Annotated in this window: 25 protein-coding genes; 7 read left to right on the top strand and 18 right to left on the bottom strand. The window is 71.5% G+C overall.

The window, feature by feature from the left end:
* Window positions 1-243: 243 nt before the first annotated feature.
* The 6 genes from ACN269_RS24575 to ACN269_RS24550 are packed head-to-tail and all read right to left on the bottom strand — an operon-like array spanning window position 244 to window position 7,049.
* Window positions 244-1,434 carry a saccharopine dehydrogenase family protein gene (locus tag ACN269_RS24575; RefSeq protein WP_421474631.1) on the bottom strand — a complete coding sequence of 397 codons (1,191 nt, stop codon included), beginning with the start codon at window positions 1,432-1,434 and terminating at the stop codon, window positions 244-246.
* Window positions 1,434-2,969, bottom strand: a complete 1,536-nt coding sequence (locus ACN269_RS24570) for an NAD(P)/FAD-dependent oxidoreductase (protein ID WP_421474630.1) — start codon at window positions 2,967-2,969, stop codon at window positions 1,434-1,436. The genes ACN269_RS24575 and ACN269_RS24570 overlap by 1 nt, the downstream gene beginning before the upstream one ends.
* Window positions 2,966-3,802 (bottom strand): ABC transporter permease, encoded by an 837-nt coding sequence (locus tag ACN269_RS24565; RefSeq protein ID WP_421474629.1) that lies wholly within the window; start codon window positions 3,800-3,802, stop codon window positions 2,966-2,968. The genes ACN269_RS24570 and ACN269_RS24565 overlap by 4 nt, the downstream gene beginning before the upstream one ends.
* Entirely contained in the window at window positions 3,803-4,711 is a 909-nt protein-coding gene (locus ACN269_RS24560) for an ABC transporter permease (RefSeq protein WP_421474628.1), read from the bottom strand. It lies immediately after the preceding gene.
* Window positions 4,708-5,859, bottom strand: coding sequence for an ABC transporter ATP-binding protein (locus tag ACN269_RS24555; RefSeq protein ID WP_421476545.1), 1,152 nt, complete (start codon window positions 5,857-5,859; stop codon window positions 4,708-4,710). Before ACN269_RS24555 ends, ACN269_RS24560 begins: the two co-directional genes overlap by 4 nt.
* A 5-nt stretch (window positions 5,860-5,864) precedes the next feature.
* A complete protein-coding gene (locus tag ACN269_RS24550; protein WP_421474627.1) occupies window positions 5,865-7,049 on the bottom strand; it encodes an extracellular solute-binding protein in 1,185 nt (394 codons plus the stop codon).
* Window positions 7,050-7,263: 214 nt separating this feature from the next.
* Between ACN269_RS24550 and ACN269_RS24545 the strand changes: the two genes are divergently transcribed.
* Window positions 7,264-7,779, top strand: a complete 516-nt coding sequence (locus ACN269_RS24545; protein WP_421474626.1) for an Lrp/AsnC family transcriptional regulator — start codon at window positions 7,264-7,266, stop codon at window positions 7,777-7,779.
* 101 nt (window positions 7,780-7,880) lie between these two features.
* Here ACN269_RS24545 and ACN269_RS24540 read toward each other — a convergent pair whose 3' ends face one another.
* Both ACN269_RS24540 and ACN269_RS24535 read right to left on the bottom strand, forming a co-directional pair.
* Window positions 7,881-8,075 carry a DUF397 domain-containing protein gene (locus tag ACN269_RS24540; protein WP_421474625.1) on the bottom strand — a complete coding sequence of 65 codons (195 nt, stop codon included), beginning with the start codon at window positions 8,073-8,075 and terminating at the stop codon, window positions 7,881-7,883.
* Entirely contained in the window at window positions 8,066-8,809 is a 744-nt protein-coding gene (locus tag ACN269_RS24535; protein ID WP_421476543.1) for a Scr1 family TA system antitoxin-like transcriptional regulator, read from the bottom strand. Before ACN269_RS24535 ends, ACN269_RS24540 begins: the two co-directional genes overlap by 10 nt.
* A 640-nt stretch (window positions 8,810-9,449) precedes the next feature.
* Here ACN269_RS24535 and ACN269_RS24530 point away from each other — a divergent pair.
* Window positions 9,450-10,796 (top strand): aspartate aminotransferase family protein, encoded by a 1,347-nt coding sequence (locus ACN269_RS24530; protein ID WP_421474624.1) that lies wholly within the window; start codon window positions 9,450-9,452, stop codon window positions 10,794-10,796.
* Between the two features lie 10 nt (window positions 10,797-10,806).
* Here ACN269_RS24530 and ACN269_RS24525 read toward each other — a convergent pair whose 3' ends face one another.
* Window positions 10,807-11,175: a DUF3499 domain-containing protein gene (locus ACN269_RS24525; RefSeq protein WP_355053579.1), complete on the bottom strand. Its 369-nt coding sequence runs from the start codon at window positions 11,173-11,175 to the stop codon at window positions 10,807-10,809.
* A 153-nt stretch (window positions 11,176-11,328) separates the two neighbouring features.
* On the opposite strand from ACN269_RS24525, the gene ACN269_RS24520 reads away from it, so the two are divergent.
* Window positions 11,329-11,778, top strand: a complete 450-nt coding sequence (locus tag ACN269_RS24520; RefSeq protein ID WP_421474623.1) for a metallopeptidase family protein — start codon at window positions 11,329-11,331, stop codon at window positions 11,776-11,778.
* Window positions 11,779-11,830: 52 nt separating this feature from the next.
* On the opposite strand, the gene ACN269_RS24515 is transcribed toward ACN269_RS24520, so the two are convergent.
* From ACN269_RS24515 to ACN269_RS24490, 6 genes are all read right to left on the bottom strand, one after another.
* On the bottom strand, window positions 11,831-12,088 hold the full coding sequence (locus tag ACN269_RS24515) for a WhiB family transcriptional regulator (protein WP_007455784.1): 258 nt from the start codon (window positions 12,086-12,088) through the stop codon (window positions 11,831-11,833).
* 458 nt (window positions 12,089-12,546) lie between these two features.
* A complete protein-coding gene (locus ACN269_RS24510) occupies window positions 12,547-12,876 on the bottom strand; it encodes a phospholipase (protein WP_421474622.1) in 330 nt (109 codons plus the stop codon).
* A gap of 20 nt (window positions 12,877-12,896) precedes the next feature.
* Window positions 12,897-14,291, bottom strand: a complete 1,395-nt coding sequence (locus ACN269_RS24505) for a DUF4331 domain-containing protein (RefSeq protein WP_421474621.1) — start codon at window positions 14,289-14,291, stop codon at window positions 12,897-12,899.
* 74 nt (window positions 14,292-14,365) lie between these two features.
* Window positions 14,366-14,644, bottom strand: a complete 279-nt coding sequence (locus tag ACN269_RS24500) for a hypothetical protein (RefSeq protein WP_355053582.1) — start codon at window positions 14,642-14,644, stop codon at window positions 14,366-14,368.
* 38 nt (window positions 14,645-14,682) lie between these two features.
* Window positions 14,683-17,226 (bottom strand): bifunctional FO biosynthesis protein CofGH, encoded by a 2,544-nt coding sequence (locus ACN269_RS24495; protein WP_421474620.1) that lies wholly within the window; start codon window positions 17,224-17,226, stop codon window positions 14,683-14,685.
* Window positions 17,227-17,519: 293 nt separating this feature from the next.
* Window positions 17,520-18,494, bottom strand: coding sequence for a hypothetical protein (locus tag ACN269_RS24490; RefSeq protein ID WP_421474619.1), 975 nt, complete (start codon window positions 18,492-18,494; stop codon window positions 17,520-17,522).
* A 98-nt stretch (window positions 18,495-18,592) separates the two neighbouring features.
* Between ACN269_RS24490 and cofD the strand changes: the two genes are divergently transcribed.
* Window positions 18,593-19,564 carry a 2-phospho-L-lactate transferase gene (gene cofD, locus ACN269_RS24485; protein WP_421474618.1) on the top strand — a complete coding sequence of 324 codons (972 nt, stop codon included), beginning with the start codon at window positions 18,593-18,595 and terminating at the stop codon, window positions 19,562-19,564.
* Entirely contained in the window at window positions 19,561-20,649 is a 1,089-nt protein-coding gene (locus ACN269_RS24480; protein WP_421474617.1) for a coenzyme F420-0:L-glutamate ligase, read from the top strand. Before cofD ends, ACN269_RS24480 begins: the two co-directional genes overlap by 4 nt.
* Before the next feature lie 19 nt (window positions 20,650-20,668).
* Here the strand turns inward: ACN269_RS24480 and ACN269_RS24475 are convergent, their stop codons facing one another.
* Window positions 20,669-21,667 (bottom strand): winged helix-turn-helix domain-containing protein, encoded by a 999-nt coding sequence (locus ACN269_RS24475; protein WP_421474616.1) that lies wholly within the window; start codon window positions 21,665-21,667, stop codon window positions 20,669-20,671.
* A gap of 338 nt (window positions 21,668-22,005) precedes the next feature.
* Here ACN269_RS24475 and ACN269_RS24470 point away from each other — a divergent pair, with 338 nt between their 5' ends.
* On the top strand, window positions 22,006-22,590 hold the full coding sequence (locus ACN269_RS24470) for an NUDIX hydrolase (protein ID WP_421476541.1): 585 nt from the start codon (window positions 22,006-22,008) through the stop codon (window positions 22,588-22,590).
* Window positions 22,591-22,639: 49 nt separating this feature from the next.
* Here the strand turns inward: ACN269_RS24470 and ACN269_RS24465 are convergent, their stop codons facing one another.
* Window positions 22,640-23,731, bottom strand: coding sequence for a mannose-1-phosphate guanylyltransferase (locus ACN269_RS24465; protein ID WP_421474615.1), 1,092 nt, complete (start codon window positions 23,729-23,731; stop codon window positions 22,640-22,642).
* Window positions 23,732-23,795: 64 nt separating this feature from the next.
* The gene (locus tag ACN269_RS24460; RefSeq protein ID WP_421474614.1) at window positions 23,796-24,941 is read right to left on the bottom strand and encodes a glycosyltransferase family 4 protein; all 1,146 of its coding nucleotides are present in this window, start codon (window positions 24,939-24,941) and stop codon (window positions 23,796-23,798) included.
* A gap of 152 nt (window positions 24,942-25,093) precedes the next feature.
* Here ACN269_RS24460 and ACN269_RS24455 point away from each other — a divergent pair, with 152 nt between their 5' ends.
* Complete coding sequence (locus ACN269_RS24455; RefSeq protein ID WP_421474613.1) at window positions 25,094-25,783, top strand: TIGR03089 family protein; 690 nt, start codon at window positions 25,094-25,096, stop codon at window positions 25,781-25,783.
* The last annotated feature ends 73 nt before the right edge of the window (window positions 25,784-25,856 follow it).

The raw sequence follows: 25,856 nt of genomic DNA, 5'->3' as shown, positions 1-25,856 counted from the left end.
CGCCAAAAGCCCGCCAAACGACCAAATCCCGCAGACCCCACAACGCCCACCAAGAGCCCAGCCCAGCCCTCACAAGCCCTGTCAGCAAACCGTCACCACCCCACTCGACCCCACCCCACCCCGCCGATCTTGCACTTTCTGTCGGAGCTATGCCCGATAAGCGAATGATGCCGCCGCAGAAAGTGCGAGATCGACGCAAGCGCGCGGGCGCGGACGGGGACGCGGGTGCGGGTGGGGGTGGGGTCAGGGGGTGGGGGTTTCGCGGAGGGCCCAGGGGGAGCCGTAGGTCGTCAGCAGGTCGAGGAACGGCACCGGGGGGAAGGCTTCCGGGCCGAGGACGCCGGTGCCGGTCCACGCGCCGGTGGCCAGCAGTTCGAGCGCCACCACCGGGTTCACCGCGGTCTGCCAGACGACCGCCTGGTGGCCGTACTCGCTCATCGACCACTCGTTGTCGACCACGTGGTAGAGGTAGACCTCCCGGGGCCGCCCGTCCGGTCCCAGGCCGCGCACCCAGGTGCCGGCGCACGTCTTGCCGCGCATCCGCGCGCCGAGGGTGGCCGGGTCGGGCAGGCAGGCCGCCACCACGTCACGCGGGGACACGTCGACGCCGCGGATCCGCACCGGTGAGACGCCGTCCAGGCCGAGCTTGTGCAGCGTCTTGAGGACGTCGATGAACTCCTCGCCGAGCCCGTACTTGAAGGTGACCCGGCGGGCCTTGACCCAGCGCGGGATGAGCAGCACCTCCTCGTGCTCGACGTTGACGCACTCGACCGGCCCGATCCCCTCCGGGAAGTCGAAGACCTCGGGTTCGCTGAACGGCTCGGTGGTGTACCAGCCACGGTCGGCCTCCCAGATCACCGGCGGGTTGAGGCACTCCTCGATCGTGGTCCAGATGGAGAACGAGGGCGCGAAGTCGTACCCGTCGACGGTCAGGTTCGCGCCGTCCCGCACGCCGATCTCGTCTATCTCGCTGAACAGCTCGTCGGCGGCGTACCGGGCGAACACGTCGGACAGTCCCGGCTCGACGCCGATGCCGGCGAGCGCCAGCCGACCGGCCGCCGACCAGGCCTCGGCCTGCGCGAACTGTTCGTCGCCGAGCCGCACGCCCGTCTCGGCGCGCGAGAGCGACATCGCCATGTCCAGGTAGTCCGCGCCGGCCGCGAACGCGCCGTCGAAGATGGGCATGACGAAGCGCGGGTCGACGGCGTTGAGGACGTGGGTGATCCGGTGTTCGCGGCAGAGCGCGGTGATCGCGTCGGCCGAGGCGGCGTCGACCTGAGCGGCGACGAAGCGGTCGCCGTGCCCGGCGACCGCGCGGGCCGCGCGCTGCGGGTCGTGGTCGGCCACGACCATCGTGGCGAAGAAGGTCCGTCGGGCGGCGATGGCTACGGCGGCGGAGCCGACGCCACCGGCGCCGACGAGCAGGACACGCATCAGGAATCAAACCCCAAACCAAGACGATCGAGAGTACGGAGCCACAGGTCGCGTCTGCCCCCACGCGCATCGGCGCGGGCCATCGACCGACGGGTGAGATTGATGCCGACCGCGCGGACGGGCTCCGGCGGGAACGGCAGGGGCTTGCGGCGGACGAGGTCGAGCCGGGTCAGCAGGGTGTTCCCGCCGGCCAGCAGGTCGAGGAGGACACGAGCGGAGAAGCGTGTCGCGCCGACGCCGAGGCCGGTGTACCCGGCGGCGTACGCGAGCCGTCCGCCGAAGGCGGTGCCGTAGAAGGGGCAGAACCGGGTGCAGGTGTCGATGACTCCGCCCCAGCGGTGGCTGAAGCGCAGGTCGGCGAGCTGCGGGAACGTGGTGAAGAAGTGCTGTGCGAGGGTGGTGAAGGTGGCCGGGCGCTGTTCCAGCTCCGGTGCGACCCGGTTGCCGTAGTGGTAGACGGCGTCGTAGCCGCCGAAGAGGATCCGCCCGTCGCGGGTGATCCGGTAGTAGTGGAACTGGTTGCCGGTGTCGGCGAGCCCCTGCCGGTTGCGCCAGCCGATCGCGTCGCGTTGCGCCGGGGTGAGCGGCTGGGTCATCAGGACGTGGTCGTAGACGGGCACCACGTACGCGCGCAGCCGGCGCAGCAGCGGCGGGAACGCGTTGGTGGCCAGCACGATCCGGCGGGCACGCACGACGCCCGGGCGGCCCGAAGCGGCTCCGGCAGGACCGGCCAGGCCGGCGAATGCGGCACCGCGGACCAGGCCGGCGGCTCCGGCAGCGCCGGCCAGGCCGGCGTGTGCGGCAGCGCCGGCCAGGTCGGCCGGATCGGTGCCGAGGGTGTCCGCCCGCAGCGCGACGCCGTCGGCGCGCAGCCCGGTGACCCGGGTGTGCTCGTGCACGCGTACGCCGGCCTCGACGCAGGCGCGGCGCAGTCCCCAGGCCAGCTTCGCCGGGTCCACCATGGCGACCCGGTCCGCGTCGATCATGCCGCCCAGGTAGGTCGGCGAGTCGACCTCGGCGCGTACCTCGTCGCGGTCGAGCAGCTGCACCCGGTGGCCGTACCGGCGGGCCAGCTGGGCGTCGGCGGCCAAGCCGTCGAGCTGGTACGGCTCGACGGCGACGGCCAGCTCACCGGTGCGCTCGAAGTCGCAGTCGATGTCGAACTCGGCGACGGTGTCGGCGATGGCGTCCAGGTTCTCCCGGCCGAGGCGTTCCAGTTCGCCGATCTCGTCGGGGAACCGGTCGACGCCGTTGGCGAGGCCGTGGGTGAGCGAGGCGGCGCAGAACCCGCCGTTGCGTCCGGAGGCGGCCCACCCGCAGGTGCCGGCGTCGACGAGCAGCACGTCCCGGTGCGGGTCGGCCTGCTTGGCCAGCAGGGCGGCCCAGAGCCCGCCGTACCCGCCGCCGATGACCAGCAGGTCGGCGGTCTGCGCCCCGACGAGCGGCGGCAGCGGGTCGGGCCGCTCCCTGCGGTCGAGCCAGTACGGCACGGGCGTCGCGTCGGCCAGCGCCCGGACGGCATGCGCGCTCGTCATGACGGCCGCCGCGCCTGCGGTGTCCGCCCGGCCAGCAGGTTGGCGCGGCGTTCCCGCCGCCCCCGCAGCGTGCTGAGCCCCACCAACAGCAACGCGATCGCGAACATCGCGGTGCCGATGACGTTGACCTGCGGCGGGATGCCCCGCTGGGCAGCGCCCCAGACGTACATGGGGAACGTGACGGTCGTGCCCGCGTTGAAGTTCGTGATGATGAAGTCGTCGAAGCTCAACGAGAACGCCAGCAGCGCGGCGGCCACGATGCCGGGCAGCACCAGCGGCAGGGTGATCCGCCGGAAGGTCTGCCACTCGCTGGCGTAGAGGTCCATGGCGGCCTCCTCCAGCCGCCGGTCCATCCCGGCGAGCCGCGCCTTGACGGTGACCACCACGAACGACACGCAGAACATGACGTGCGCGATCAGGATGGTCCAGAAGCCCTGCGGCACCCCGGCCGAGACGAACAGGGCCAGCAGCGACGTGCCCATCACCAGCTCGGGCGTCGCCATCGGCAGGAAGATCAGCACGTTGACGCCGGCCCGTCCCCGGAAGCGGTGCCGGACCAGCGCGAACGCCATCAACGTGCCGAGCACGGTGGCGACGACCGTGGCGAGGAATCCGATCTGCACGCTGCGCACGACCGCGTCGCACATGTCCGAGGTGGCGCAGGGCTGCCGCCAGTTGTCGAGGGTGAACTCGTTGAAGTCGTACGACAGTCGGCTCGACGGGCGGTTGAACGACAGCCCGGCCACCACCAGGATCGGCAGCGACAGGTAGCCGAGCACCAGCAGCGCCACGATCATCACCCAGCGGTCCGCGAGCCAGCGGGAGAGTCGCATCTAGAGCACCTCCTCCGTTCCCGCCCGCCGCAGGTAGCCGAAGACCACCGCGAGGATCGCCGCCATCAGCAGGAACGACAGCGCCGCGCCCTGCGGGTAGTCCAGCCGGACCAGGAACGCCGAGTCGATGACGTTGCCGACCATGTACTCGTTCGGGGTGCCGAGCAGTTCGGCGTTGATGTAGTCGCCGCTGGCCGGAATGAAGAACAGCAGCGTGCCGGCGACCAGGCCGGGCATCGACAGCGGCAGGGTCACCCGCCGGAACGCCTGCACCGGGCTCGCGTACAGGTCGCTGGCCGCCTCCAGCAGCCGTCCGTCGAGCCGCTCCAGGCTCGCGTACAGCGGCAGCACCAGGAACGGCAGGAAGTTGTACGTGAGGCCGAGCACCACCGCGAACGGCGTGGCCAACAGCCGACCGTCGGGCGCGAGCAGGTGCACGTCCCGCAGCAGGCCGACGAGCGCCCCGTTGTCCGACAGGATCGTCTTCCAGGCCAGCGTACGGACCAGGAAGCTGGTGAACATGGGCGCGACCACGCACACCAGCAGCAGGTTCTTCCACCGGCCGGCCTTTTGCGCGATGGCGTACGCCAGTGGGTAGCCGAGCAGCAGCGCCACCACCAGGGCCAGCCCGGCGTAACCGAACGAGCGCAGCAACTGCGGCCAGTACGCCTGCACCACGTCCGGGTAGTTGCCGAACGCCCAGGTCATCGCGTACCCGGTGGAGAGCGAGCCGCTGGGGTCGTACAGGCTCGCGGCGGCGAGCTGCACCAGCGGCACGCCGAAGAAGACGAGCAGCCAGGCCGCGCCGGGCAACAGCAGCAGGTACGGCAGGAGGCGGTACCGCCCGGACCGGGCCGCCGGTGGCGCGGGCGGCGGCTGGCCCGCTTTGCTGGGCACCAGGAGGGTCACGACGACGCACCCACCGGCTCGTCGAGCACCGGTGCCGTCCGGTCGGCGTCGGCGGCGTCCCGGGGCAGCAGGAACGCGTGCTGTGGATCCCAGTACGCCACGGCCTCGGCGCCGACCGGCATCCGCGTCTGGGTACCGCTGTTGGCGGCGAAGACCGACAACTCGGTGCCCCAGCCGGTGCGCAGCAGGTACTGGGTGCTGACGCCCACGTAGGAGGCGTCGGTGACCACACCGGTGACGTGTTGGTGTCCGTGGGGCACCTGGTCGGCGGAGCCGACCAGATGCAGCTTCTCCGGGCGTACCCCCAGGTGGACCGGACCACGGTCGGCGCGCGACCGGCCGGCGGGCACCGAGAAGCGCGAACCGTGCGCCGTGACCGCGACCTCGCCGCCGCTCGTGCCGGCGGCCTCCCCGGCGAGGAGGTTGGACTGCCCGAGGAAGTTCGCCACGAACGCGGTGGCCGGGAACTCGTAGATGTCGACCGGAGCGCCCTGCTGCTCGATGCGGCCGGCGTTCATCACCGCGACGGTGTCGGCCATGGTCATGGCCTCCTCCTGGTCGTGGGTGACGTGTACGAAGGTGATGCCGACCTCGGTCTGGATGCGCTTCAGCTCGATCTGCATCTGCCGGCGCAGCTTCAGGTCGAGCGCGCCCAGCGGCTCGTCGAGCAGCAGCACCTGCGGCTTGTTGATCAGCGCGCGGGCCAGCGCGACCCGCTGCTGCTGACCGCCGGAGAGCTGGGCCGGGCGGCGCGGGCCGAACCCGTCGAGCTGCACCAGCGACAGCATCCGCCGGACCTCGTCGTCGACCGCGCGGATGCCGCGTCGGCGCAGCCCGAAGGCCACGTTCTCGAAGATGGTGAGGTGCGGAAAGAGCGCGTAGCTCTGGAAGACCGTGTTGACCGGCCGCTTGTACGGCCGCAGCCGGGCGATGTCGGTGTCGCCCAGCAGCACCTGACCGCCTGTCGGCTCCTCCAGCCCGGCGATCATCCGCAGGGTGGTGGTCTTGCCGCAGCCGGACGCGCCGAGCAGCGCGAAGAACGAGTTCTGCGGAATCGTCAGGCTGAGGTCGTCGACGGCGGTGAAGATGCCGAACCGCTTGGTGAGGTTGGCCAGGCGCAGGTCGCCGGCGGGTGTCTCGCGCGCCATCCTCGTCACGCCCCGATGACCTGCTGGAACTTGCCCTCGTACTCCTTCTCCTGCTTCTCGTCCAGGGCCATGAAGACCTTGGACTTCGCCAGCAGCGCGTCGTCGGGGAAGATCAGCGGGTTGGCGGCCAGCTCCGGGTCGATCTTCTCCATCTCGGCCTGGGCGCCCTTGACCGGGCAGATGTAGTTGACGTACGCGGCGAGCTTCGCGGCGACGGCCGGCTCGTAGTAGTAGTTGATCAGCGCCTCGGCGTTGCCCTTGTGGGCGGCCTTGTTGGGCACCATCATGTTGTCGCTGTAGAGCATCACGCCCGAGTCGGGCGCGACGAACCGCACCTTTTCGTTCTCGCTGGAGAGCTGGATGACGTCCCCGGACCAGCCGATGCACGCGGCGATGTCGCCCTTGGCCAGGTCGGGCGCGTAGTCGTTGCCGGTGAACTTGCGGATCTGCCCGGAGTCGACGGCCTTCTTGAGCTTGTTGAGCGCGTCGTCGAACTGGGCCGCCGTGAAGTTGGCCGGGTCGTGCCCGTTCGCGCCGAGCAGCAGACCCATGGTGTCGCGCATCTCGCTGAGTGCCGTCACCTTGCCCTTGAGGTCGGGGCGGGTCAGCAGCTCGTCGACGGTCCGCAGCTCCCTGGTGACACTGCCGTTGTACGCCAACCCGGCCAGCCCGGACTGCCACGGGATCGAGATCCGGTCTTCGGGGTCAAAGGGGCGCTTGAGCAGCGACGGCAGCAGGTTCGCCTGTACGTTCGGGATCTTCGCCGGGTCGAGCTTCTGGATCCAACCGAGCCGGATCATCCGCGCCGCCATCCAGTCGGTCAGCACGATGATGTCCCGGTCGGTGCCCTGGCAGGCCGCCAACTGGTTCTGCACCTTGCCGAAGAACTCGTTGTTGTCGTTGATGTCCTCGGTGTAGGTCACCTGGATGCCGGTCTTCGTGATGAACTCGTCCAGGCTCGGCCGCTTGGACTCGTCCTTCTCGTCGACGTCCATGTACTGCGGCCAGTTGGAGAAGGCGAGCTTCTTCTCGGTGCCGGACAGGTCCTCGCTGACGCAGCCGGCCTCGGTCTGCTGGGCACCCTTGGTGCCACAGCCGGCGAGGCTGCCGCCCGCCGCGAGGAGGGCGGCCGAGGAGAGGGTGCCGGTGAGCAGTCCACGCCGGGAGAGGGGCCGGAGGGGAGTACGCATGACGACTCCTAGGGGGGTCATCGTCGGCGGCGGGACGGGGAGGCACGCCGGCGGGAATGTCGGGAGGGTCAGGTGCCAAGGAGCACTGATCCTGACATGAGGAAACCTCCCTTACAAGGGATTCCGTTGTGGGATTAGCAGTTGACGACGAAATACGCCAGACTGCGCGGGGATACACGCGCGACATCACGATTCGGGACATGGGGAGCGCACGATGACGAACCGGCAACACGAGAGCGGCGGCGGCGGCGGTCGCCGGGTCGCTGTGCGTGAGGGCGCCAACCACGCTCTGCTGGACGACGTGGCCAAGCAGATCATCGAGCAGCTCCAGGAGGACGGCCGCCGGCCGTACGCCACCATCGGCAAGGCGGTCGGCCTGTCCGAGGCGGCGGTTCGCCAGCGGGTACAGCGACTGCTCGACTCCGGCGTCATGCAGATCGTCGCCGTGACCGATCCCCTCCAGCTCGGCTTCCCCCGCCAGGCGATGATCGGGCTGCGGACCGACGGCGACCTGGAGGCCGTCGCCGACCGACTGGCCGAGCTGGACGAGGTCGACTACGTCGTCATCACCGCCGGGTCGTTCGACCTGCTCACCGAGGTCGTCTGCCGCAACGACGACCACCTGCTGGAGATCCTGCAACGGCTACGCGCGGTGCCGGGGGTGCTCTCCACCGAGGCGTTCGTCTACCTCAAGCTCCGCAAACAGACCTACACCTGGGGTACGGCCTGACGGCTCGTTCTTGCGCCCGGCGGCGCTTGATCGACTCGGTTTGCAGGGAGTCGGGGTGTTCGGGGCGCTCGGATGCCCCGGTTTCCGGGATCCCGAGTGGATCAGCGGGCCGTCGCGCGGACCGCGCCGACGAACGACGCCCAGGCGGCCGGCGCGAAGGTCAGGGTGCCGCCGTCACGGTCCTTGCTGTCGCGCACCAACACCCGGCCGGGCAGATTGTCGGCGACCTCGACGCAGTCACCACCGTTGTTGCTGCTGCGGGTCGCGGTGCGCCAGCGCGCGTCGGTCATGTCCATGTCGTGGCCACTTCCCTGATCAGCTCGATCGACTGACGTTGGGGCAACGCCTCACCGGTGACGCTCTCCCACCTGCGTCCCAGGTTAGCCACGTCGAGAGGATCGGTCACGATCTGACCGCGGAGCTGGTTGTCGAGATACGCCAATTCCGTCCCGTCGGGCAGGCGACCCAACACGAAGGGCCCGGCCAAGCCGGTGTGCCACGGGCTCTCGGCCGGGATGACCCGGACCTGCACGTGCTCCCACCCCGCCGCCGAGGCGAGGTGTCGCAGTTGCCCCGCCATCACCGACCCGTCGCCGACCGGCCGGCGCAGCACCACCTCGTCGAGCACCGCGACGAGCTGGGGTGGAGCATCGCGGCGAAGGACCGCCTGCCGGTCGATGCGGCTCGCCACGATCTGGTCCACTTCGGAGGGCGGCACCAGCCCGCCCGTGTTCAGGATCGCCCGGGCGTACCCCTCGGTCTGGAGCAGGCCCGGCACGAGCAGCGGCTGGTACGACCGCAGCGAGATGGCGTCCTGTTCCAGCTCGGCCCACGGCCGGAACCACGGCAGGTCCCGGCGGCGGAACGCCTCCGGCCAGAGATCCGCCGCGTCCCGGCGCAGGATCTCGGCCACCGCTATCCGGGTACGCGGATGCGGAATGCGCCCGGACGCCAGCCACCGCCCCGCCGTCTTCGGGTCGACGCGGACCTTCTCGGCCAGCGACTCGACCGTCTCCCCCGCCTCGGCCATCGCCACCCGCAACGCCTCGTTCGCCAACGGACTCCTCCTGCCTGCCAGCCACACGCCACGCGTGCAACACGCCCTGCTGCCCCGCGGGGAGCACACCGCGCCGCCTCGATCGGTGCAAGAGCGCGGCCCCGCTCGGTGCACGCTGCGCCGCACGTTAGCCACGCTGAGTGTCGATGTCTGCGGCCTACCGGCGTGTTGCGGTCGGACGTGTTGGCGCGCACCCGGGATGCCCTCGAACCGCCCCCGAGGTGTCCCACCAGCGTCCCGATGCACACGAACGCCGACACTGCCGTTGATCCACTCGACTTCGCCGAAGTCGCGGTATCAACCGCACCCTGATACCGCGACTTCGGCGAACCGGAGTGGATCAAGCCGGAAGGCGCGGGCAAGCGCCCTCGCGCGGAGACCAGGCCGGCCCGCCCCACATCTGGGGCAGCTCGACAGCGTCTCACCCCATACCGCCCACCCCCGCACAGCGATGCGAAATCCGTTGCCAAGGCTGCTGCTGCTCGCTGATTCCGTCGCACTCAGCCGTGTACACCACTGATACCACTTGCCGAAGGGCACCGGACTGTGCGATAACCGTGAGCAGAGCGGCCGGCTTCACCCCTTGACCGGCCCGACGATCGATGGGGCTGACATGGCCGACGCCACCGACCACCTCTGGATGCACTTCACCCGGATGGCGAGCTACTCCGCCGGGGAGGTGCCGACCATCGTGCGCGGCGAGGGCGCGTACGTCTGGGACGCGCAGGGCCGCCGCTATCTCGACGGGCTCGCCGGGCTGTTCGTCGTCAACGCCGGCCACGGCCGCACCGAACTGGCCGAGGCTGCCGCCAAGCAGGCCGGCGAGCTGGCGTACTTCCCGCTCTGGTCCTACGCCCACCCGACGGCAGTCGAGCTGGCCGAGAAGATCGCCTCGCTCACTCCCGGCGACCTGAACCGGGTCTTCTTCACCACCGGCGGCTCCGAGGCGGTCGAGGCGGCGTGGAAGTTGGCCCGGGCCTACTTCAAGCGCACCGGCCAGCCCAACAAGTACAAGGTGGTCAGCCGCTACATCGCCTACCACGGCACCTCGATGGGCGCGCTGTCGATCACCGGCCTGCCCGGCATCAAGAGTGACTTCGAGCCGCTGGTGCCCGGCGGGATCAAGGTGCCGAACACCAACTTCTACCGGGCACCCGAGCACGGCGACGACCCCGAGGCGTTCGGCCGCTGGGCCGCCGACGAGATCGGCCGGGCCATCGAGCGCGAAGGGCCGGACACCGTCGCCGCGGTCTTCCTGGAGCCGGTACAGAACTCCGGCGGCTGCTTCCCGCCACCTCCCGGCTACTTCGAGCGGGTACGCCAGATCTGCGACGCGTACGACGTGCTGCTGGTCTCCGACGAGGTGATCTGCTCGTGGGGTCGGCTCGGCGAGTACTTCGGGGCGGTCCGCTACAGCTTCCAGCCGGACATCATCACCACCGCCAAGGGCATCACCTCCGGGTACGCCCCGCTCGGCGCGATGATCGCCAGCGACCGGCTGATGGAGCCGTTCCTGACCGAGACCGGCATGTTCGCCCACGGGGTGACCTTCGGCGGGCACCCGGTGTCCTGCGCGGTGGCCCTGGCCAACCTGGAGGTGTTCGCCCGCGAGGACCTCGTCGGGCACGTACGCGCCAACGAGGACGCGTTCCGCGCCACCCTGGAGAAGCTGCACGACCTGCCGATCGTCGGCGACGTACGGGGCGACGGCTACTTCTACGGCATCGAGCTGGTCAAGGACAAGACCACCCGGGAGACCTTCGACGAGGCCGAGTCGGAGCGGCTACTGCGCGGCTTCCTGTCCACCGCGCTGTTCCAGGCGGGCCTCTACTGCCGGGCCGACGACCGGGGTGACCCGGTCATCCAGCTCGCCCCGCCGCTGATCGCCGAGCAGCGCCACTTCGACGAGATCGAGCAGATCCTGCGCACGGTGCTGACCGAGGCCTGGTCGCGGCTCTGACCGTTCAGGGTCAGTGGTTGGGAGGGATGACCCGGAGGTGGCCTCGGCGGCCGGTCTGGTGGGGGTTTTCCGGGTGGGGCTGGTCGGGCTCCGGGGGGCGGGGCGCCGGTCGGGCCGCCTCGCGGACCGCCTCGGCCAGCGCGACCAGGTCGTCGGTGGTGGGCGGGGGCGGCTCGAACTCGCCCTCGTGCCGGACCACGTCCCAGCCGCGCGGCGCGGTGAGGCTGCGGGCGTGCTGCTCACACAGGTCGTACGTGTGTGGCTCGGCGAACGCCGCCAACGGGCCGACCACGGCGGTGGACTCGTTGTAGACATAGGTCAATGTGGCGACCGCTTGCCGGGGGCAGCCGTTACGGGAGCAGCGCCGTGGTGACCTCACGTGCGGCAGGGTATCTCCATTACCGGGTCCGGCGCACCGGTTCGCGTTGCGACACGCCCGTCGTGGTGATCACAATTCGCGGTTCCGGTCGCGCCGCGCCGCGCTGGTGGCGGTGCCGCTGGCCGACCCGGCACGGGGGCTACCCTTTGCCTCATGACGAGCCCGGAACACCGCCGCCCCGGCCCCGGCCGGCGTGCGCACCGCGACCGGCATGGGCGTGGCCTGCGCGGGCGGCTGGTGCCGGCGACCATGCCGCTGGCGCGAACCAAGGCGGAGGTCTTCGACGACCTGGTGCTGGACACCGTCGAGACGTTGGAGCGACGCTTCGCCAAGGAGCTGGCCGGCGTCGAGTTCGCGGTCGAGGACGTGCCGCCGGACCTGAACGTCTACGACTCGGATGTGCTGGAGGACGGCGAGGTGCCGCTGGCCCGGCTGCTGCCGGGTCGCCCCGGCCGCCAGGAGGTGCCGCCGCGGATCGTGCTGTACCGCCGGCCTCTGGAGTTCCGGGCGATGGACCGCGAAGATCTCGCCGACCTCGTCCATGACGTGATCATCGAGCAGGTGGCGAACCTGCTCGGGGTCGATCCCGACGAGCTGGCCTGAGCCGGGCGGCCCCCACCGCCTCGACTCCGCACCACCCCCGACGCCGTACCGATCAGGCGGCGCGCCGCTTCAACTTGCGCCGCTCCCGCTCCGAGAGCCCACCCCAGATACCGAACCGCTCGTCGTGACCGAGAGCGTATTCGAGGCATTCGGTCTTGACCTCGCAGCGCGAGCAGATGCGCTTCGCCTCGCGGGTCGAGCCGCCCTTCTCGGGAAAGAACGCCTCGGGGTCGGTCTGCGAGCACAAGGCCCGCTCCTGCCACTCCGGCGCGTTTCCGAGCAGGTCGGCCACCTCAAGCTGGCCGTCCATCAAATGCCTCCTTGTCGCGCACCGGCGTCATCGCCGCTGCAACCCCCCACGCGAAAGGCGTGCGTGTCCGTCCGGTCCCGTTTTGTTGCGTTCCGTGCGAACAACCCCATTCAAATTACACGCGTGTAATGCGTGCGCCGTCAAGCCAAACTTGATAATGGAGTCGCCCTCCCGACAACCCTGGCCGGCCACCAGGACCGTCCAGCCTCGCAACCTGCCCTATCGATTCAGACCCCGACCGAGTAACGCCCTCTCCGGCGAGTTGCCCGACTTTTCTGCCGTGGCGCTCCTCCGGACGGCCCGCCGACCGTGGAGCACCGGTACCTCCTCCGCAAAGCTGATCTTGGTGGGGGACAGGTTAACGCGGCACGACCCAGACCGCCCGTCGAGCGGTGGACAGCGTTCGCACCCCGCCCACGATGTGGACGGGGTGCGAACGGAAACAGGGTGCGTCGAGGTCAGCCGGCAGCCCCGAAACCGCTGCTCGGCCAGGCGAATTCGGCGATACCTCCACCATGGACAGAAACCGTGCCGGCGGACGTGTTCTCGTCCCACCAGACGGTATAGATCCCGGCGGGAAGATCGGGGTAGACCGCACTGTGGAACGAGCCGTCCCGGACCCGGCGCTCCCGGACCGCCGAGTGGACCCGCCGATCGTCACCGCGGCTGATCTCGATCTCCCGGCCGTGCAGATCCCGACCGGTGTAGACGATCAGGGCGCCGGTGTCACCGCCCAGGTCGAGGACGACACTCCCCGTCTCCGAGGGCCCGTACGTGTGTTCGTGCATCGCTACTCCCCCGCCCGGCGTCAGGAGGACGCCGGCGGATTGTTGAACCCGTCGTACGGCGTACCCAGGTAGGGGAAGTTCGCGAGGAACGGCGCCGTTACGTCGGCGGCGCTGAGCCCTGGGGTGACCGCGCCGGCCGCCGCGTCCGGACGGAACGTCTTGTCCACCAGCGGTACGGTCACCCCGGCGATCGCCCGCAGCGCGATGCTGACCACGTCGTCACCGACCCGCCGACCGTTCGGGAAGCCGGCCAGGTCGCCGCCGAGCACACCGAACCGGTCCGGCCGCCGGTTCGGCGCGATCGCCGTGTTCAACCGCAGCATGTCGGCCTGCACGTCGCCGGTGGCGTTCGTGAAGCCGTCGATCAGACCGGCCGGTATTCCGGTGAGCAGGATCGCCACCAGGTCGGCCCGCGCCTTCTTGGACTTGTTAAGCCTGTCCAGGTTGGGGAAGACGTCCGGGTAGAGCGCCGGCAGCAGGGCCGCCAACTCCGGCTGCTCGACGAACCGGGCGAACCGATTGTCCTCCGATGGTGGCAGCGAGTTCCACAGGTCCTTCTTGGACATCGGCACGATGACCTCGTTGAACAGCGGATTGCCCAGCCGGGAGACCTGGGTGAACGGGCCGGTGGAAGTGTCCGCCCCACCCCGGTCGCCGAGCACCCGGACCTGCCGGCGCGACGCCGACGTCCACACCCCCAGCACCGACGCGACGTCCGCCGGAGCGTACCGGTTGGCACGGCGACGCACCTGCTTCAACGGCACCTGCACGGCGATGCTGTGCACGTTCATCCGGTCGGTGGCGTTGACCGGCTCCCCCTCGGCCTTGAAGATCTTCTTGCCGGCCACGTGCAACTGCTGGAACGGCCGCAGCGTGCCGAGGTCGAAGATCGCTCCCAGGTCGACGAAGAAGCCGTCCGCACGTTGCCCGGCGAAGACCCGCTCCCCCGTCGACAGGGTGTAGGTGGCCTGGCGTACGAGGTCGGCGTACTTCGGCGTGGACAGCGGGCCGACGTTGCACGGCGGGCAGGGGAGCTTGTGCGCGAGCCGGTGCTCCTTGCCATCGGTGATCCGGGTCAGGCTGTAGAACTGCCGGCGGTTCCAGTTCTTGCTGTCGAGCGACTCGATGGGCCCGGTGTTGTAGAGGAAGCTGTTCGGGTTGGTGATCTCGGTGGTGAACTCGAACCGGTAGGTGACGTCCGGATGACCGTCACCGTTGTTGTCGATGTGGATCTCGTAGCGCACGTCGTCGCCGAACTCGAAGAAGTTCGGGCCCCCGGAGGGCAACTGCAACGGCACGTAGTTGGCGATCAGCGTGACCGTGTCGGGCTTGTCGGGGCTGACGAACGCGTAAAGGTCGGAGCTGTCGGCGACCGGATCCTTGGCTATCTCCGGGGCCTCGCGGTGGGAAGACATGGCGGACCAACCTCACTGGGCGGGGACTGATGGCGGGGCGGGGGGCGCTGCTCAGCGCCGGGCGTGGGCGCTGGTCAGCGCTTGGCGGCGCGGCGCAACCGGTCCGCGAGGCCGCGGTCGCGTACCTCGATCCGGGACTCACCGACGAAGACGTCCATCGTTCCCGACGCGGCGTCGCGCAGGTGCACGACGATCGGCTCGTCGGCCCGACCCGCCGCGCCCGGCGCGTTCTGGGCGGCCGACAGGCCCGGCACGGTGAGCGCGGCGGCGCCGAGGGTGGCGCTGGCCGCGGCGGTCAACGTCTGCCGGCGGGTCAGTCGCGGCCAGGGCCGCTTCCGCTGATCACTGGTCATGCCGCTTGGTACGGCCGGCGGCGGGAAAAGGTTCGACCTCAGCGGCGAACGTGACCGTACGCGGTCGTCCGCTTGCGCGCCGGCCGCCCGGCCGCCGTCGCGATGGCCCGCAACTGCCTCTCGGTACGCGCCGACCCGTTGCCGGAGCCGGCCATCCGGGAGATGGTCTCCTCCATCAGCGTGCCGCCGAGGTCGTTGCAGCCGCCCTGGAGCATCGCCACCGTGCCCTCGTCGCCGAGCTTCACCCAGGAGCACTGGATGTTGTCGATCCGGCCGTGCAGCAGCAGCCGGGACATGGCGTGCACCACCCGGTTCTCCCGCCAGGTCGGCCCGGGACGGGCGATGCCGGCCAGGTAGATCGGCGCGTTGGTGTGCACGAACGGCAGCGCCACGAACTCGGTGAACCCGCCCGTACGGTCCTGCACACCGGCCAGCACCCGGAAGTGCGCGAGCCACTGTCCAGGATGGTCGACATGGCCGTACATCATGGTTGAGCTGGACCGGATGCCCAGCTCGTGGGCCGTGCTGACCACCTCGACCCAGGCGGCGGCCGGCAGTTTGCCCTTGGTCAGCACCCAGCGCACGTCGTCGTCGAGGATCTCGGCGGCGGTGCCCGGGATGGTGTCCAGTCCGGCCTCGCGGAGCTGGGTCAGCCACTCGCGGACCGGTACGCCGGCCTTCGCGGCGGCGGTGACGATCTCCATCGGGGAGAACGCGTGGACGTGCATCTCCGGCACTCGGGCCTTGATCGCGCGCACGATGTCCGCGTACCCGGTGACCGGCATCTTCGGGTCGATCCCGCCCTGGAGGCAGACCTCGCTGGCACCGGCCGCCCAGGCCTCCTCGGCCCGGTCGGCGACCTGGTCGACGGAGAGTCGGTACGCGTCGGCGTCCCGCTCACGCTGGGCGAACGCGCAGAACCGGCAGCCCACGTAGCAGACATTGCTGAAGTTGATGTTGCGGTTGACCACGTAGGTCACGTCGTCGCCGACCGCGTCCCGGCGCACGTCGTCGGCGAGCCGGCACAGCTCGTCCAGCGCCGGCCCGTCCGCCGCGAACAGCGCCAGCGCCGCGTCGGTGTGCACCGGGTCGAGCAGCGCCGCCGGGTCGTCGGCGGCGAGTCGCAGCCCGGCGGCAAGGTCACGGTCCGCGCCGGTGCCGGCCGTCACCGGGGGTACGGCGACCCGACGCGCCGCCGCCTCCGGGGCCACCTTGCCGGCGACCTCGGCCCAGTCGCCGTAGACGCTGTCGAAGTCGCCGCGCCGGTCGTCGGTCCGGCCGGTGGTGTCGATGGTGGCGTGCAGGTCGGTCCGCCCGCCGAACACCTCCTCCGGCTCCTGCCAGGGCCGGCCCTGCGGGCGGGCCGACTCGACCGCCATCCCGGTCGCCGGGTCGGCGAGGGCGGTCACGTGCGGCAGCAGCCTCGGGTCGAGCCATGGGTCGCCCGCCCGCACGTACTCGGGGTAGATCGTCAAGCGCTCCCGCAGCGTGAACCCGGCCAACTCGGTGTGCCGGGCCAACTCCTCGATCTGCGGCCACGGGCGCTCGGGGTTGACGTGGTCCGGGGTGAGCGGCGAGACGCCGCCCCAGTCGTCGATGCCGGCCCGCAGTAGCAGGTCGTACTCGCCGGCGATGAGGTTCGGCGGGGCCTGGATGCGGGCCTTCGGGCCGAGTAGTAGCCGGGCCACGGCGACCGTGGCGGCCAGGTCGTGCAGCTCCGCGTCGGGCATGCCGCGCATCGCCGTGTCCGGCTTGGCGCGGAAGTTCTGCACGATCACCTCCTGGAGGTGGCCGTACTCGCGGTGCGCGCGGCGGATCGCGAACAGCGCGTCCACCCGCTCGGCCGGGGTCTCCCCGATGCCGATGAGGATGCCGGTGGTGAACGGCACCCCGACCCGGCCGGCGTCGTCGAGCACCCGCAGCCGCACCGCCGGTTCCTTGTCCGGTGAGCCGTAGTGCGGGCCGCCCGGCTCGGACCACAGGCGGGTGGCGGTGGTCTCCAGCATCATGCCCATGCTCGGCGCGACCGGCTTGAGCCGTTGCAGCTCCGACCAGGACAGCACCCCCGGGTTGAGGTGCGGCAGCAGTCCCGTCTCCTCCAGCACGGCCACCGCGCAGGCACGCAGGTAGTCCAGGGTGGAGTCGTAGCCGCGCTCGTCCAGCCAGGCACGGGCCGCCGGCCACCGCTCCTCCGGCCGGTCACCGAGGGTGAACAGGGCCTCCTTGCAGCCCTGCGCGGCGCCCTCGCGGGCGATGGCCAACACCTCGTCGCGGTCGAGGAACGGCGCCGGCAGGCGGTGCGGCACGGTGGCGAAGGTGCAGTAGTGGCAGCGGTCCCGGCAGAGCCGGGTCAGCGGAATGAAGACCTTCTTCGAGTACGTGACGACGCCCGGCCGCCCCGCGTCCCGCAGCCCGGCGTCGCGGATCTGACCGGCCACCCGGAGCAGCTCGTCGAGCGCCTCACCACGGGCGGCGAGCAGCGCGGTCGCCTCGTCGAGGTCCAGCGCCCGGCCGGCTGCGGCCCGACCCAGGGCCCGCCGCACGCTCGCCTCGCTGGGACCGGAGTGGGTGCGATCAACCATCCGCTCACCCTATGCGCAGCGACTCCCCGCCCTACCACGCCCGCCCGACCACGCCCGGCCCAGCGCGCTGAAACCGCACACAGTCGCGCTCGCTCGCCGCTCCCGCCGCCGTGACGGTGGTGCTCAGGGAGGGGGCACCCGCACGCGTCGCCGCCTTTGCTCTGCTTCAACGGAGGCAACACCTGTTGTCCGGATACCGGACGCCTGGTGTTGCGTGGGTTGAAGCAGAGCAAAGGACGACGCGAACAGGCTTGTCGCTGGAGCGACCCACCATGGAACGGTGTCGGTGCCGATCAGCGGGGCTGGTCGGGGTGCTCCCCCGGCTTGATCTGCTGGGTGCGATCGGTATCCGCGTCAGCGGGGCGGGCGATGACCTCGGTCGGATCAGCGGACTGCCGCGGGATGGTCTGGGTCGGGTCGGCCGACGGCGGCTGCCCGAACGGCGGCGCGGGCGCGAACTGCGGGCCGGGGTTGGCCGGCGGCGCGGACTGCGGGAACGGCGGCGCGGACTGCGGGGTCGCCGGGAACGGCGGCGCGGACTGCTGGTGCGGCGGCGCGGACTGCGGGGCCTGGAACGGCGGCGACGGCTGGCCGTACTGGCCCGGGAACTGCGCCGGCGGGTAGCCGCCCGGCTGCCCCGCCTGCGGGTAGCCGCCCGGCTGACCGGGGGCGGGCCAACCGCCCTGCGGCTGACCACCGGGCTGACCCGGCGCCGGCCAACCACCGGGCTGCTGCGGCCAGCCCTGCGGCGGCTGCCCGTAGACGCCCGGCTGCGGCTTGGGCTTGGGCACGTAGTAGAACGCCCGCCAGATCGTGAACACCACCCAGGCGGCCACCGCGAAGATCACCAGCCAGGCGAACCGGGTGAGCACACCGAGCAGCGCGTCGAAGAGCTCCGCCTCGGCGAGCCGGCCGACCGTCCAGATCAACAGGGTGAGCGTGCCGAACAGCGCGCTGACCGCGTACTCGCCCAGCGCCACCTGCGTGACGAGCTTCGCCTTCGGCAGCACCGGCGCGACGTGGGTGGCCAGCAGCACGGCCAGCAGTGGCAGCACCACCGCCTCCACCCCGATGAACGAGAAGAAGGAGCTGCCCGCCCGACCCGTGAAGTCGGTGTACTCGGCGGGAATGAGCAGCCGGAGCAGCCCCACGAAGAGGAACACGGCGTTCGCGCCGAGCAGGGCGAGCGCGCCCAGTTCGCGCAGTGGCTTGGTCAGCTGGCGGGCCTGCGTCGCGTCGGCGGACGCGGGCTCGGCGGGGCTGGTCACGAGCTCCCCCTCGGGGCGTTGACGGACAGGGCGCACGTGAGCCTAGTCTCCCCGGGCACCGGCGGACCGGAGGCGTCACGTACGCGAGGATGGTCGACATGCGCATCGTGGTTCTGGCCGGCGGCATCGGGGGCGCCCGGTTCCTGCTCGGCGTCCGGGCGTACGCCCGCGAGGTCGGCGCCGAGGTGACCGCCGTGGTCAACGTCGGCGACGACCTGTGGCTGCACGGGTTGAAGATCTGCCCCGATCTGGACAGCGTCATGTACACCCTCGGTGGCGGCGCCGACCCGGAGCGGGGCTGGGGCCGGGCCGGTGAGAGCTGGACGGTCAAGGAGGAGCTGGCCGGGTACGGCGTCGAGCCCACCTGGTTCGGCCTCGGCGACAAGGACATCGCCACCCACCTGGTCCGCAGCACCATGCTCAACGGTGGTTACCCGCTCAGCGCGGTCACCGAGGCGCTGGCGAGCCGCTGGCAACCGGGCGTACGCCTGCTGCCGGCGACCGACGACCGGCTCGAGACGCACGCCGTCGTGAGCGGCAACGGTGAACCCGCTGCCGGGGACGAGCAGGGCCAGCGGGCCATCCACTTCCAGGAGTGGTGGGTACGGTACCGGGCGAACATCGAGACCCACCGTTTCGTGTTCGTGGGCGCGGAGACGGCCAAGCCGGCTCCGGGTGTGCTGGACGCCATCGGGGCGGCCGACCTGGTGCTGGTCGCCCCGAGCAATCCGGTGGTGAGCGTCGCGCCCGTGCTCGCCGTACCCGGGATGCGGGAGGCCGTGGTGGACGGCCCGGCGCCGGTGGTGGGGGTCTCGCCGATCATCGGCGGCGCGCCGGTGCGCGGGATGGCCGACCGCTGTCTCGACGTGCTCGGGGTCGAGTGCAGCGCGGCGGGGGTGGGCCGCCTGTACGGTGGCCGGTCGGCCGGCGGCCTGCTGGACGGCTGGTTGGTCGCCGAGGAGGACGCCGACACGCTGGTGCCGGAGGTGACGGTCCGCGCGGTGCCGCTGCGGATGACCGACGAGGCGGCGACGGCGGCGATGGTCCGCGCCGCGGTGGAGTTGACGTGAGGCTGGAGATCCTGCCGGTGCTGGGCATCGGCCATGTGACCGAGGGCGACGACCTGGCGGCGTTGATCGCCACCGCCGCGCCGTGGCTGCGCGACGGCGACGTGCTGGTGGTGACCAGCAAGATCGTCTCCAAGGCGGAGGGCCGTCTGGTCGACGTCCCGGCGGACGGGCCGGAGCGGCTCGCCGCACGCGAGGAGGTGCTGGCCGGCGAGACCGCGCGGGTCGTGGCCAGCCGGGGGGCGACCCGCATCGTGCAGACCCACCACGGGTTCGTGATGGCGTCCGCCGGGATCGACGCGTCGAACGTCGACAAGACCCGGCTGGTGCTGTTGCCCGTGGACCCGGACGCGTCGGCCCGGGAGCTGCGCGCCGCGCTCCGGGACCGGTACGACCTCGACATCGCGGTCATCGTCAGCGACACCATGGGCCGGCCCTGGCGCAACGGGCTCACCGACGTCGCGCTCGGGGTCGCCGGCATGCCGGCCATCCGCGACCACCGGGGCGAGGTCGACCCGTACGGCAACGAGCTCCAGCTCACCCAGATGGCCGTGGTGGACGAGCTGGCGGGTGCCGGCGAGTTGATCAAAGGTAAGTGTGACCAGGTCCCGGTGGCCGTCGTGCGGGGTTACCTCACCGCCACCGAAGCGGACGACTCCGGCGGCGCACGGGCGCTGGTCCGGGACGCCGCGCAGGACCTCTTCTCGTTGGGTACCGCCGAGGCCCGGGCCGCCGGGCTGACCGACGCCGCGACCCTCGCCGAGACCGTCGGCCCCGAGCCGATCGACCCCGCCGTGGTCCGGCGGGCGCTCGACGCGGTGGCCGGGGTGGTCACCCCGGGCACGGTCTTCACGCTCGTCGACGAGGCAGAGGTACGCGCCGGCCTGGTCGCCGAGGTGCCCGGCTGGCCCGCCGACGCCACCGCGCTGGTGCTCGGCACCGCCCCCGCGCCGGTCGAACCGATGGACCTGGTCCGCTTCGGCGCCGACCTGCACCGGCTGCGCCTCGCCCTGGCCGCCGAGGGCGTCGGCTCGACGCTGCTCCCGCCACCCGCCGGCAGCCCAGCCAGCGCCGCCCTAGCCCTGTAATCCCCGCCCCCGGCCGGGGTCAGGCCTCCAGGACGGCTCGGCCCAGCGGGGTCAGCGTGTGGAGCACGGTGTTGCGGTCGCGGTGACTGACGAGCAGGCCGGCGTTGCGCAGAACGGTGGCGTGCTGGCTCGCCGCCGCCGGGGAGATGTCCAGCCGACGGGCCATCTCGCCCGTCGTACAGCCGTCGTCGCTGGCCTGTAGCACCGCGGCCCTGGTCCGGCCGAGGAGCGCGGCCAGCGAGTCACGGCCGCCGCCGGTCGCGGTCGACGCCTCGCCGTCGGCGGCGGCGAGTCCGCCCAGCCGGTCCACGGGGTAGACCAGGACGGGCGGCAGCGCCGGGTCGAGCAGGGCGACCGGTGTGGGTGCGCAGAAGAACGACGGCACCAGCAGCAGACCCCGCCCGTCCAGGTGCAACTCGCGACTGTGCGGGTAGTCGCGCACCTCGAGCACTCCGCCCGCCCAGCGCATGGTCGGGCGCAGGCTGGTCAGGAGGCCCTCGACGCCGCCGTCGAGGAGGGCGCGCGCACGACGGTTGCGGTCCGCCGCCACGGCGGCCTGGATCCTGCTCCAGTACGGGCTGATCGCCAAAGCCCGGTACTGCTCCATCGAATCCGAGAGGTGCCGCAACGTCGCCACGTCACCACGAGCCAGCGCGGCGGCCGAGGCGGGCAGCTGGTTCTCGGCGGCCACCAGGGCCAGGTCCCGCTGGAGCACCTCGACCGGCGTGCTGCGAACCGCTTCCAAGCCCGCCTCGAAACCCTCCACACTGGCGTACGGGGTGAGGAAGTCGGGGAAGTAGCCGCGCGGCGGATTCAGGGCGAAGAGCAGTCGGAGCTGATCGGAGGCAATGTCCCGGCGCAACCCGCGGGTCACGGTGTGTCGCCAGGCCGACGTCAGCGGGTCACGGTTGCGGCCCTGCAACGCGTGCAGGCTGAGGACCAGCTCCCAGACCGGGTCGGCCGCCGGTGCCACCCGGGTCCGGAGGATGTCCTCGCCGGAAAAGTAGATCTTCAGCATGGAGCGCTCCCGTGCCGCCGGCAGAGGGATGCCGGGCGGCCATTTCGACTCTACCCGGCCGGCAGTTATCTCCATCTTTAAGCCTGGGCTGAAAAACCTCGACGCCTCCGGGGACGGTTGGGCATGCTTCCAATGCCCGAGCACGGCACCGACGCGTCCTTGACGCGCTCGACGCCGGGGCACCGGGACTGGGGAGGACCGGTGATCGGGCGGCACCACGAGGGTCTGCGGCCCTTGCTCCGCAGAGGTGTCGTCCGGTCATCCCGCCGCCGTGGTACGCGTCGCCGGCCAGGTAGGAAGCCACCCGCTCGTAGAGTGACGGGATGCCCGACACCGCGATGACCGGACCCACCGTCGAACCCACCGATCCCGCGACGTTCGCGGCACTGCACGCCGACGCCGTCGCGCTGCTCGAAGCTTGGCAGCCGACCAGCCCGGCGTCCGCCGAGGCCCGGGACCGTACCCTCGCGCTGCTCGCCGCCGGACCGATCGCGATGAGCCGGCAGCACCGTCCCGGTCACGTCACCGCGAGCGCGCTGGTGCTGGACCCGACCGGGGCGCGGGTGCTGCTCTGCCTGCACGCCAAGTTCAGCCGGTGGGTGCAGCTCGGCGGGCACTGCGAGCCGGTCGACCAGACGCTTGTCGGGGCCGCGCTGCGCGAGGCCACCGAGGAGTCCGGCATCACCGGGCTGCGCATCGACCCGGTGCCCATCGACATCGACGTGCACGAGGTGCAGTGCCAGGGCGGCTCGCGCCACTACGACGTCCGATTCGTCGTGGTCGCCCCGGCCGACGCGGTCGAGCAGGTCAGCGACGAGGCCGAGGCGCTGGGCTGGTTCCCGCCCGACCGGCTGCCCGAGCCGCTGGCCGGCGGGACCGCGCAACTCGTGGAGCCGGCCCTCGCCGCCCTGCGCAGGAGGTGACACAGCGCTGGCGGCGGGAACTCCCGCCGCCAGCGGCACGCACCGGACGTCAGACGTAGCCCTCTTCGCCGCGCTCCTTGAGCTCGTCGACCAGCAGCTTCACGTCCTGGGCCCGCTCGCGCGGACAGACCAGCACCGCGTCCGGGGTGTCCACCACGATCAGGTCACGCACACCGATGACCGCCACCAGCCGACCCGATTGCGGCACCACGACCAGGTCGGCGGTGTCCCGCAGCAGCACGCCCGGCTTGGCGTCCGTGCCGAGCACCACGTTGCCCGCGTCGTCAGCCGGGAGCACGTCGCCGAGGGTGTGGAAGTCGCCGACGTCGTTCCAGCCGAAGTCACCCGGCACGGTGGCCACCCGACCCGCGGTGGCCGCGCCCTCCATCACCGCGTAGTCGACGGAGATCTTCGGCAGCGTCGGCCACACCGTGCCGAGGACGTCGTCCTGCTCCGGCGTGCCCCAGGCGGCGGCGATCGCGGTGACCCCGGCGTGCAGCGCCGGCTGCTGACGGGCCAGCTCGGCGAGGAACACGTCCACCCGCCAGACGAACATGCTGGCGTTCCAGAGGTGCCGACCCGAGCGGACGTACGCCTCGGCGACCTCGGCGGCCGGCTTCTCCTTGAACTCGGCCACCTGACGCCACGGGGTGCCGTCGGTGGCGTCGCCGGTCTCCAGATAGCCGTAGCCGGTCTCCGGCCGGGTCGGGGTGATCCCGACCGTCATCAGCATGCCCTGCTCGGCACCCCGGACCGCCTCCTGGACCGTGCGAACCCAGCTGTCCGGGTCACGGATCAGGTGGTCGGCCGCGAAGCTGCCCATCACCGCCTCCGGGTCGCGCACCGCGATCACCGCCGCGGCCAGCGCGATCGCCGCGCAGGAATCCCGGGGGGACGGCTCGACCAGGATGTTCTCCTCCGGCAGCCCGGTGAGCTGCCGGGCGACCGCCGCGACGTGCGCGGCACCGGTGACCACAAGGGTCCGATCCGGCGTGGTCAGCGGCGCGAGCCGCTCCACGGTCGCCTGCAACAGCGAGGAACTGGTCCCGGTCAGCGGGTGGAGGAACTTGGGGTGGCCGGCGCGGGACAACGGCCACAACCTTGTGCCGCTGCCACCTGCCGGGATGACCGCATAAAGCATCCGCACATCATGCCCGACGCATCGTCCCGCAGTGGCACGGGTCACCACGAGGGCGCCCGAACGGTCACGAACGGGCGCGACTCCACGCGGCGATGTGCACCTCGGCACTGGACTCCCAGGTGAACTCCTTGGCCCGGTCGAAACCGGCCTTCGCCAACGACAACCGGCGCTGCTCGTCGTCGAGCAGGGCGGCCAGGTCGGTAGCGATCTGGTCCGGGTCCTCCGAGGTGTACGCGACCGCGTCGCCACCCACCTCGGGCAGCGACAGGCGGGGCGTGGTCAGCACCGGAGCGGCGCACGCCATCGCCTCCAGGATCGGCAGGCCGAACCCCTCACCGTACGACGGGTAGGCGGCGACCAGCGCGCCGCCGAGGAAGCCCGGCAGGTCGCCGTACCGCAGGTAGCCAGGGCGCAGCAGGCGCAGGTACGACGGCACCTCGGCCACGGCGCGGTCGATGTCGTCGTCGTGCCCCTGCCCGCCGGCGATCACCAGCGCCGGCGGCTCGGCCCGGTCGGCCACCGCACGAGCCCAACCCCGGATCAGATTGGGTACGTTCTTGCGCGGCTCCTTGGCGCCGAGGAAGGCGACGTAACTGCTGTTGCCCAGCCCCAGCCGGGCGCGTACGCGGGCCTTCTCCTCCTCGCTCGGCGCGTGGAAGGCGGCGTGGTCGACGCCGTGGTACGCCACGTCGATGCGGGTCGGATCGGCGTCGAGCAGCCGGATCAGCTCGTCACGGGTCGCCTTGCTGGGCACGATCACCCGGTCGGCGCGACGCAGGGACGTCTTGATGGCGCTCCGGAAGAACGTCCGGCGCGACTTGTCGTAGTGCTCCGGCTCGGTGAAGAACGTCGCGTCGTGCACGGTGACCGTCACCGGGCACCCGGCCCGCAGCGGACAGGTGTAGAAGGGCGAGTGCAGCACGTGCGCGCCGACCTGCTGGGCGAGCAGCGGTAGGCCGGTCTGCTCCCAGGCGAGGCGGGCCGGGCGGTGCGCCACGGCGGCCGGAGCGGGGATGATCTCCGCGCCGGGCAGCATCCGGGTGTAGCGCTCCTGGTCGGTGCGGAGGCTCACCACGGCCAACTCCACCCCCGACCCGCACACCTTGCCGAGGGCGCCGAGCAGACCGTCGACGTATCGACCGACACCACCACGGTCGGCGGGGACACTCGTGGCGTCGATGAGCACGCGGGGCGGGCGACCGGCGGTCACGGGGCGACTCCTTGAGGGTGGGTCTGTGGGGAACAACACTCCGGGGGTAAAGCCTACGCCGGGGTAGGGGGCCGACGCTGACTGCGACCCGACCGTACGCCGACTTGTCATCGTCATCGAGTACGGGGCGCGAAGGCGTATCGTTCGCCCCGATGGCCGACAACATTGCCCGGGTCTTCGCCGACGCGATCGCGACCGACCCGACCCGACCGCTGGTGACCTGGTACGACGACTCCACCGGAGACCGCACCGAACTCTCCGGCGCGACCCTGGCGAACTGGGTGTCGAAGACCGCCAATCTCCTCGTCGACGAGGTCGGCCTCGCGCCGGGCACCCCGGCCGGCGTCCTGCTCCCCCCGCACTGGCAGACCGCCGCGGTGCTGCTGGGCTGCTGGTCGGCCAAGCTGAGCGTCCTCGACACGCCGGGCACCGTGGACGTCCTCTTCGCCGCCGCCGACCGGTTCGACGAGGCCCAGTCCTGGACGGCGGACGAGCGCTACGCCCTGGGCCTCGCCCCGCTCGCCGCCCCACTGCGGCAGGTGCCGCCCGGCTTTGCCGACTACGTGGTCGAGGTACGCGGGCACGGCGACCACTTCACCCCGCAACCGGGTCCGGGTCCCACCGACGCGCACCTGCTGACCCGGGCCGAGGCCCGCGCCGACGAGCTGGGCATCGAGCCGGGTGCCCGGATCCTGGTCGACGCGGACCGCTACCCCGACCCGGTCGACTGGCTCCTCGCACCCCTGACCCGGGCCGCCACGGTGGTCCTCTGCGCCAACCAGGACCCGACCCGCCTGACCACCCGCCACAGCGCCGAAAAGGTCACCCACCCCCTCCCCTAACTCCCGGCGCGCACCCCACCCTCGTCGCGCGCCGCTCCGACCCCGCGCCGCCCCCGCACGGGCCCCGCGCCGC

The sequence above is a fragment of the Micromonospora sp. WMMD736 genome (genome assembly GCF_049179015.1).
Taxonomy (GTDB): domain Bacteria; phylum Actinomycetota; class Actinomycetes; order Mycobacteriales; family Micromonosporaceae; genus Micromonospora.
The sequence above is the reverse complement of the archived record's forward strand: the minus strand, read 5'-3'. Positions and strand labels throughout refer to the sequence as shown.

Coding starts and splice junctions, on each gene's coding strand:
- ACN269_RS24575 (WP_421474631.1), bottom strand. CDS start 1,434: ATGCGTGTCCTGCTCGTCGGCGCCGGTGGCGTCGGCTCCGCCGCCGTA.
- cofD (WP_421474618.1), top strand. CDS start 18,593: ATGCGCATCGTGGTTCTGGCCGGCGGCATCGGGGGCGCCCGGTTCCTG.
- ACN269_RS24455 (WP_421474613.1), top strand. CDS start 25,094: ATGGCCGACAACATTGCCCGGGTCTTCGCCGACGCGATCGCGACCGAC.
- ACN269_RS24535 (WP_421476543.1), bottom strand. CDS start 8,809: ATGGCCGAGGCGGGGGAGACGGTCGAGTCGCTGGCCGAGAAGGTCCGC.
- ACN269_RS24500 (WP_355053582.1), bottom strand. CDS start 14,644: ATGACCAGTGATCAGCGGAAGCGGCCCTGGCCGCGACTGACCCGCCGG.
- ACN269_RS24470 (WP_421476541.1), top strand. CDS start 22,006: ATGACCGGACCCACCGTCGAACCCACCGATCCCGCGACGTTCGCGGCA.
- ACN269_RS24555 (WP_421476545.1), bottom strand. CDS start 5,859: ATGGCGCGCGAGACACCCGCCGGCGACCTGCGCCTGGCCAACCTCACC.
- ACN269_RS24545 (WP_421474626.1), top strand. CDS start 7,264: ATGACGAACCGGCAACACGAGAGCGGCGGCGGCGGCGGTCGCCGGGTC.
- ACN269_RS24465 (WP_421474615.1), bottom strand. CDS start 23,731: ATGCTTTATGCGGTCATCCCGGCAGGTGGCAGCGGCACAAGGTTGTGG.
- ACN269_RS24475 (WP_421474616.1), bottom strand. CDS start 21,667: ATGCTGAAGATCTACTTTTCCGGCGAGGACATCCTCCGGACCCGGGTG.
- ACN269_RS24565 (WP_421474629.1), bottom strand. CDS start 3,802: ATGCGACTCTCCCGCTGGCTCGCGGACCGCTGGGTGATGATCGTGGCG.
- ACN269_RS24570 (WP_421474630.1), bottom strand. CDS start 2,969: ATGACGAGCGCGCATGCCGTCCGGGCGCTGGCCGACGCGACGCCCGTG.
- ACN269_RS24505 (WP_421474621.1), bottom strand. CDS start 14,291: ATGTCTTCCCACCGCGAGGCCCCGGAGATAGCCAAGGATCCGGTCGCC.
- ACN269_RS24530 (WP_421474624.1), top strand. CDS start 9,450: ATGGCCGACGCCACCGACCACCTCTGGATGCACTTCACCCGGATGGCG.
- ACN269_RS24550 (WP_421474627.1), bottom strand. CDS start 7,049: ATGCGTACTCCCCTCCGGCCCCTCTCCCGGCGTGGACTGCTCACCGGC.
- ACN269_RS24510 (WP_421474622.1), bottom strand. CDS start 12,876: ATGCACGAACACACGTACGGGCCCTCGGAGACGGGGAGTGTCGTCCTC.
- ACN269_RS24520 (WP_421474623.1), top strand. CDS start 11,329: ATGACGAGCCCGGAACACCGCCGCCCCGGCCCCGGCCGGCGTGCGCAC.
- ACN269_RS24540 (WP_421474625.1), bottom strand. CDS start 8,075: ATGGACATGACCGACGCGCGCTGGCGCACCGCGACCCGCAGCAGCAAC.
- ACN269_RS24515 (WP_007455784.1), bottom strand. CDS start 12,088: ATGGACGGCCAGCTTGAGGTGGCCGACCTGCTCGGAAACGCGCCGGAG.
- ACN269_RS24495 (WP_421474620.1), bottom strand. CDS start 17,226: ATGGTTGATCGCACCCACTCCGGTCCCAGCGAGGCGAGCGTGCGGCGG.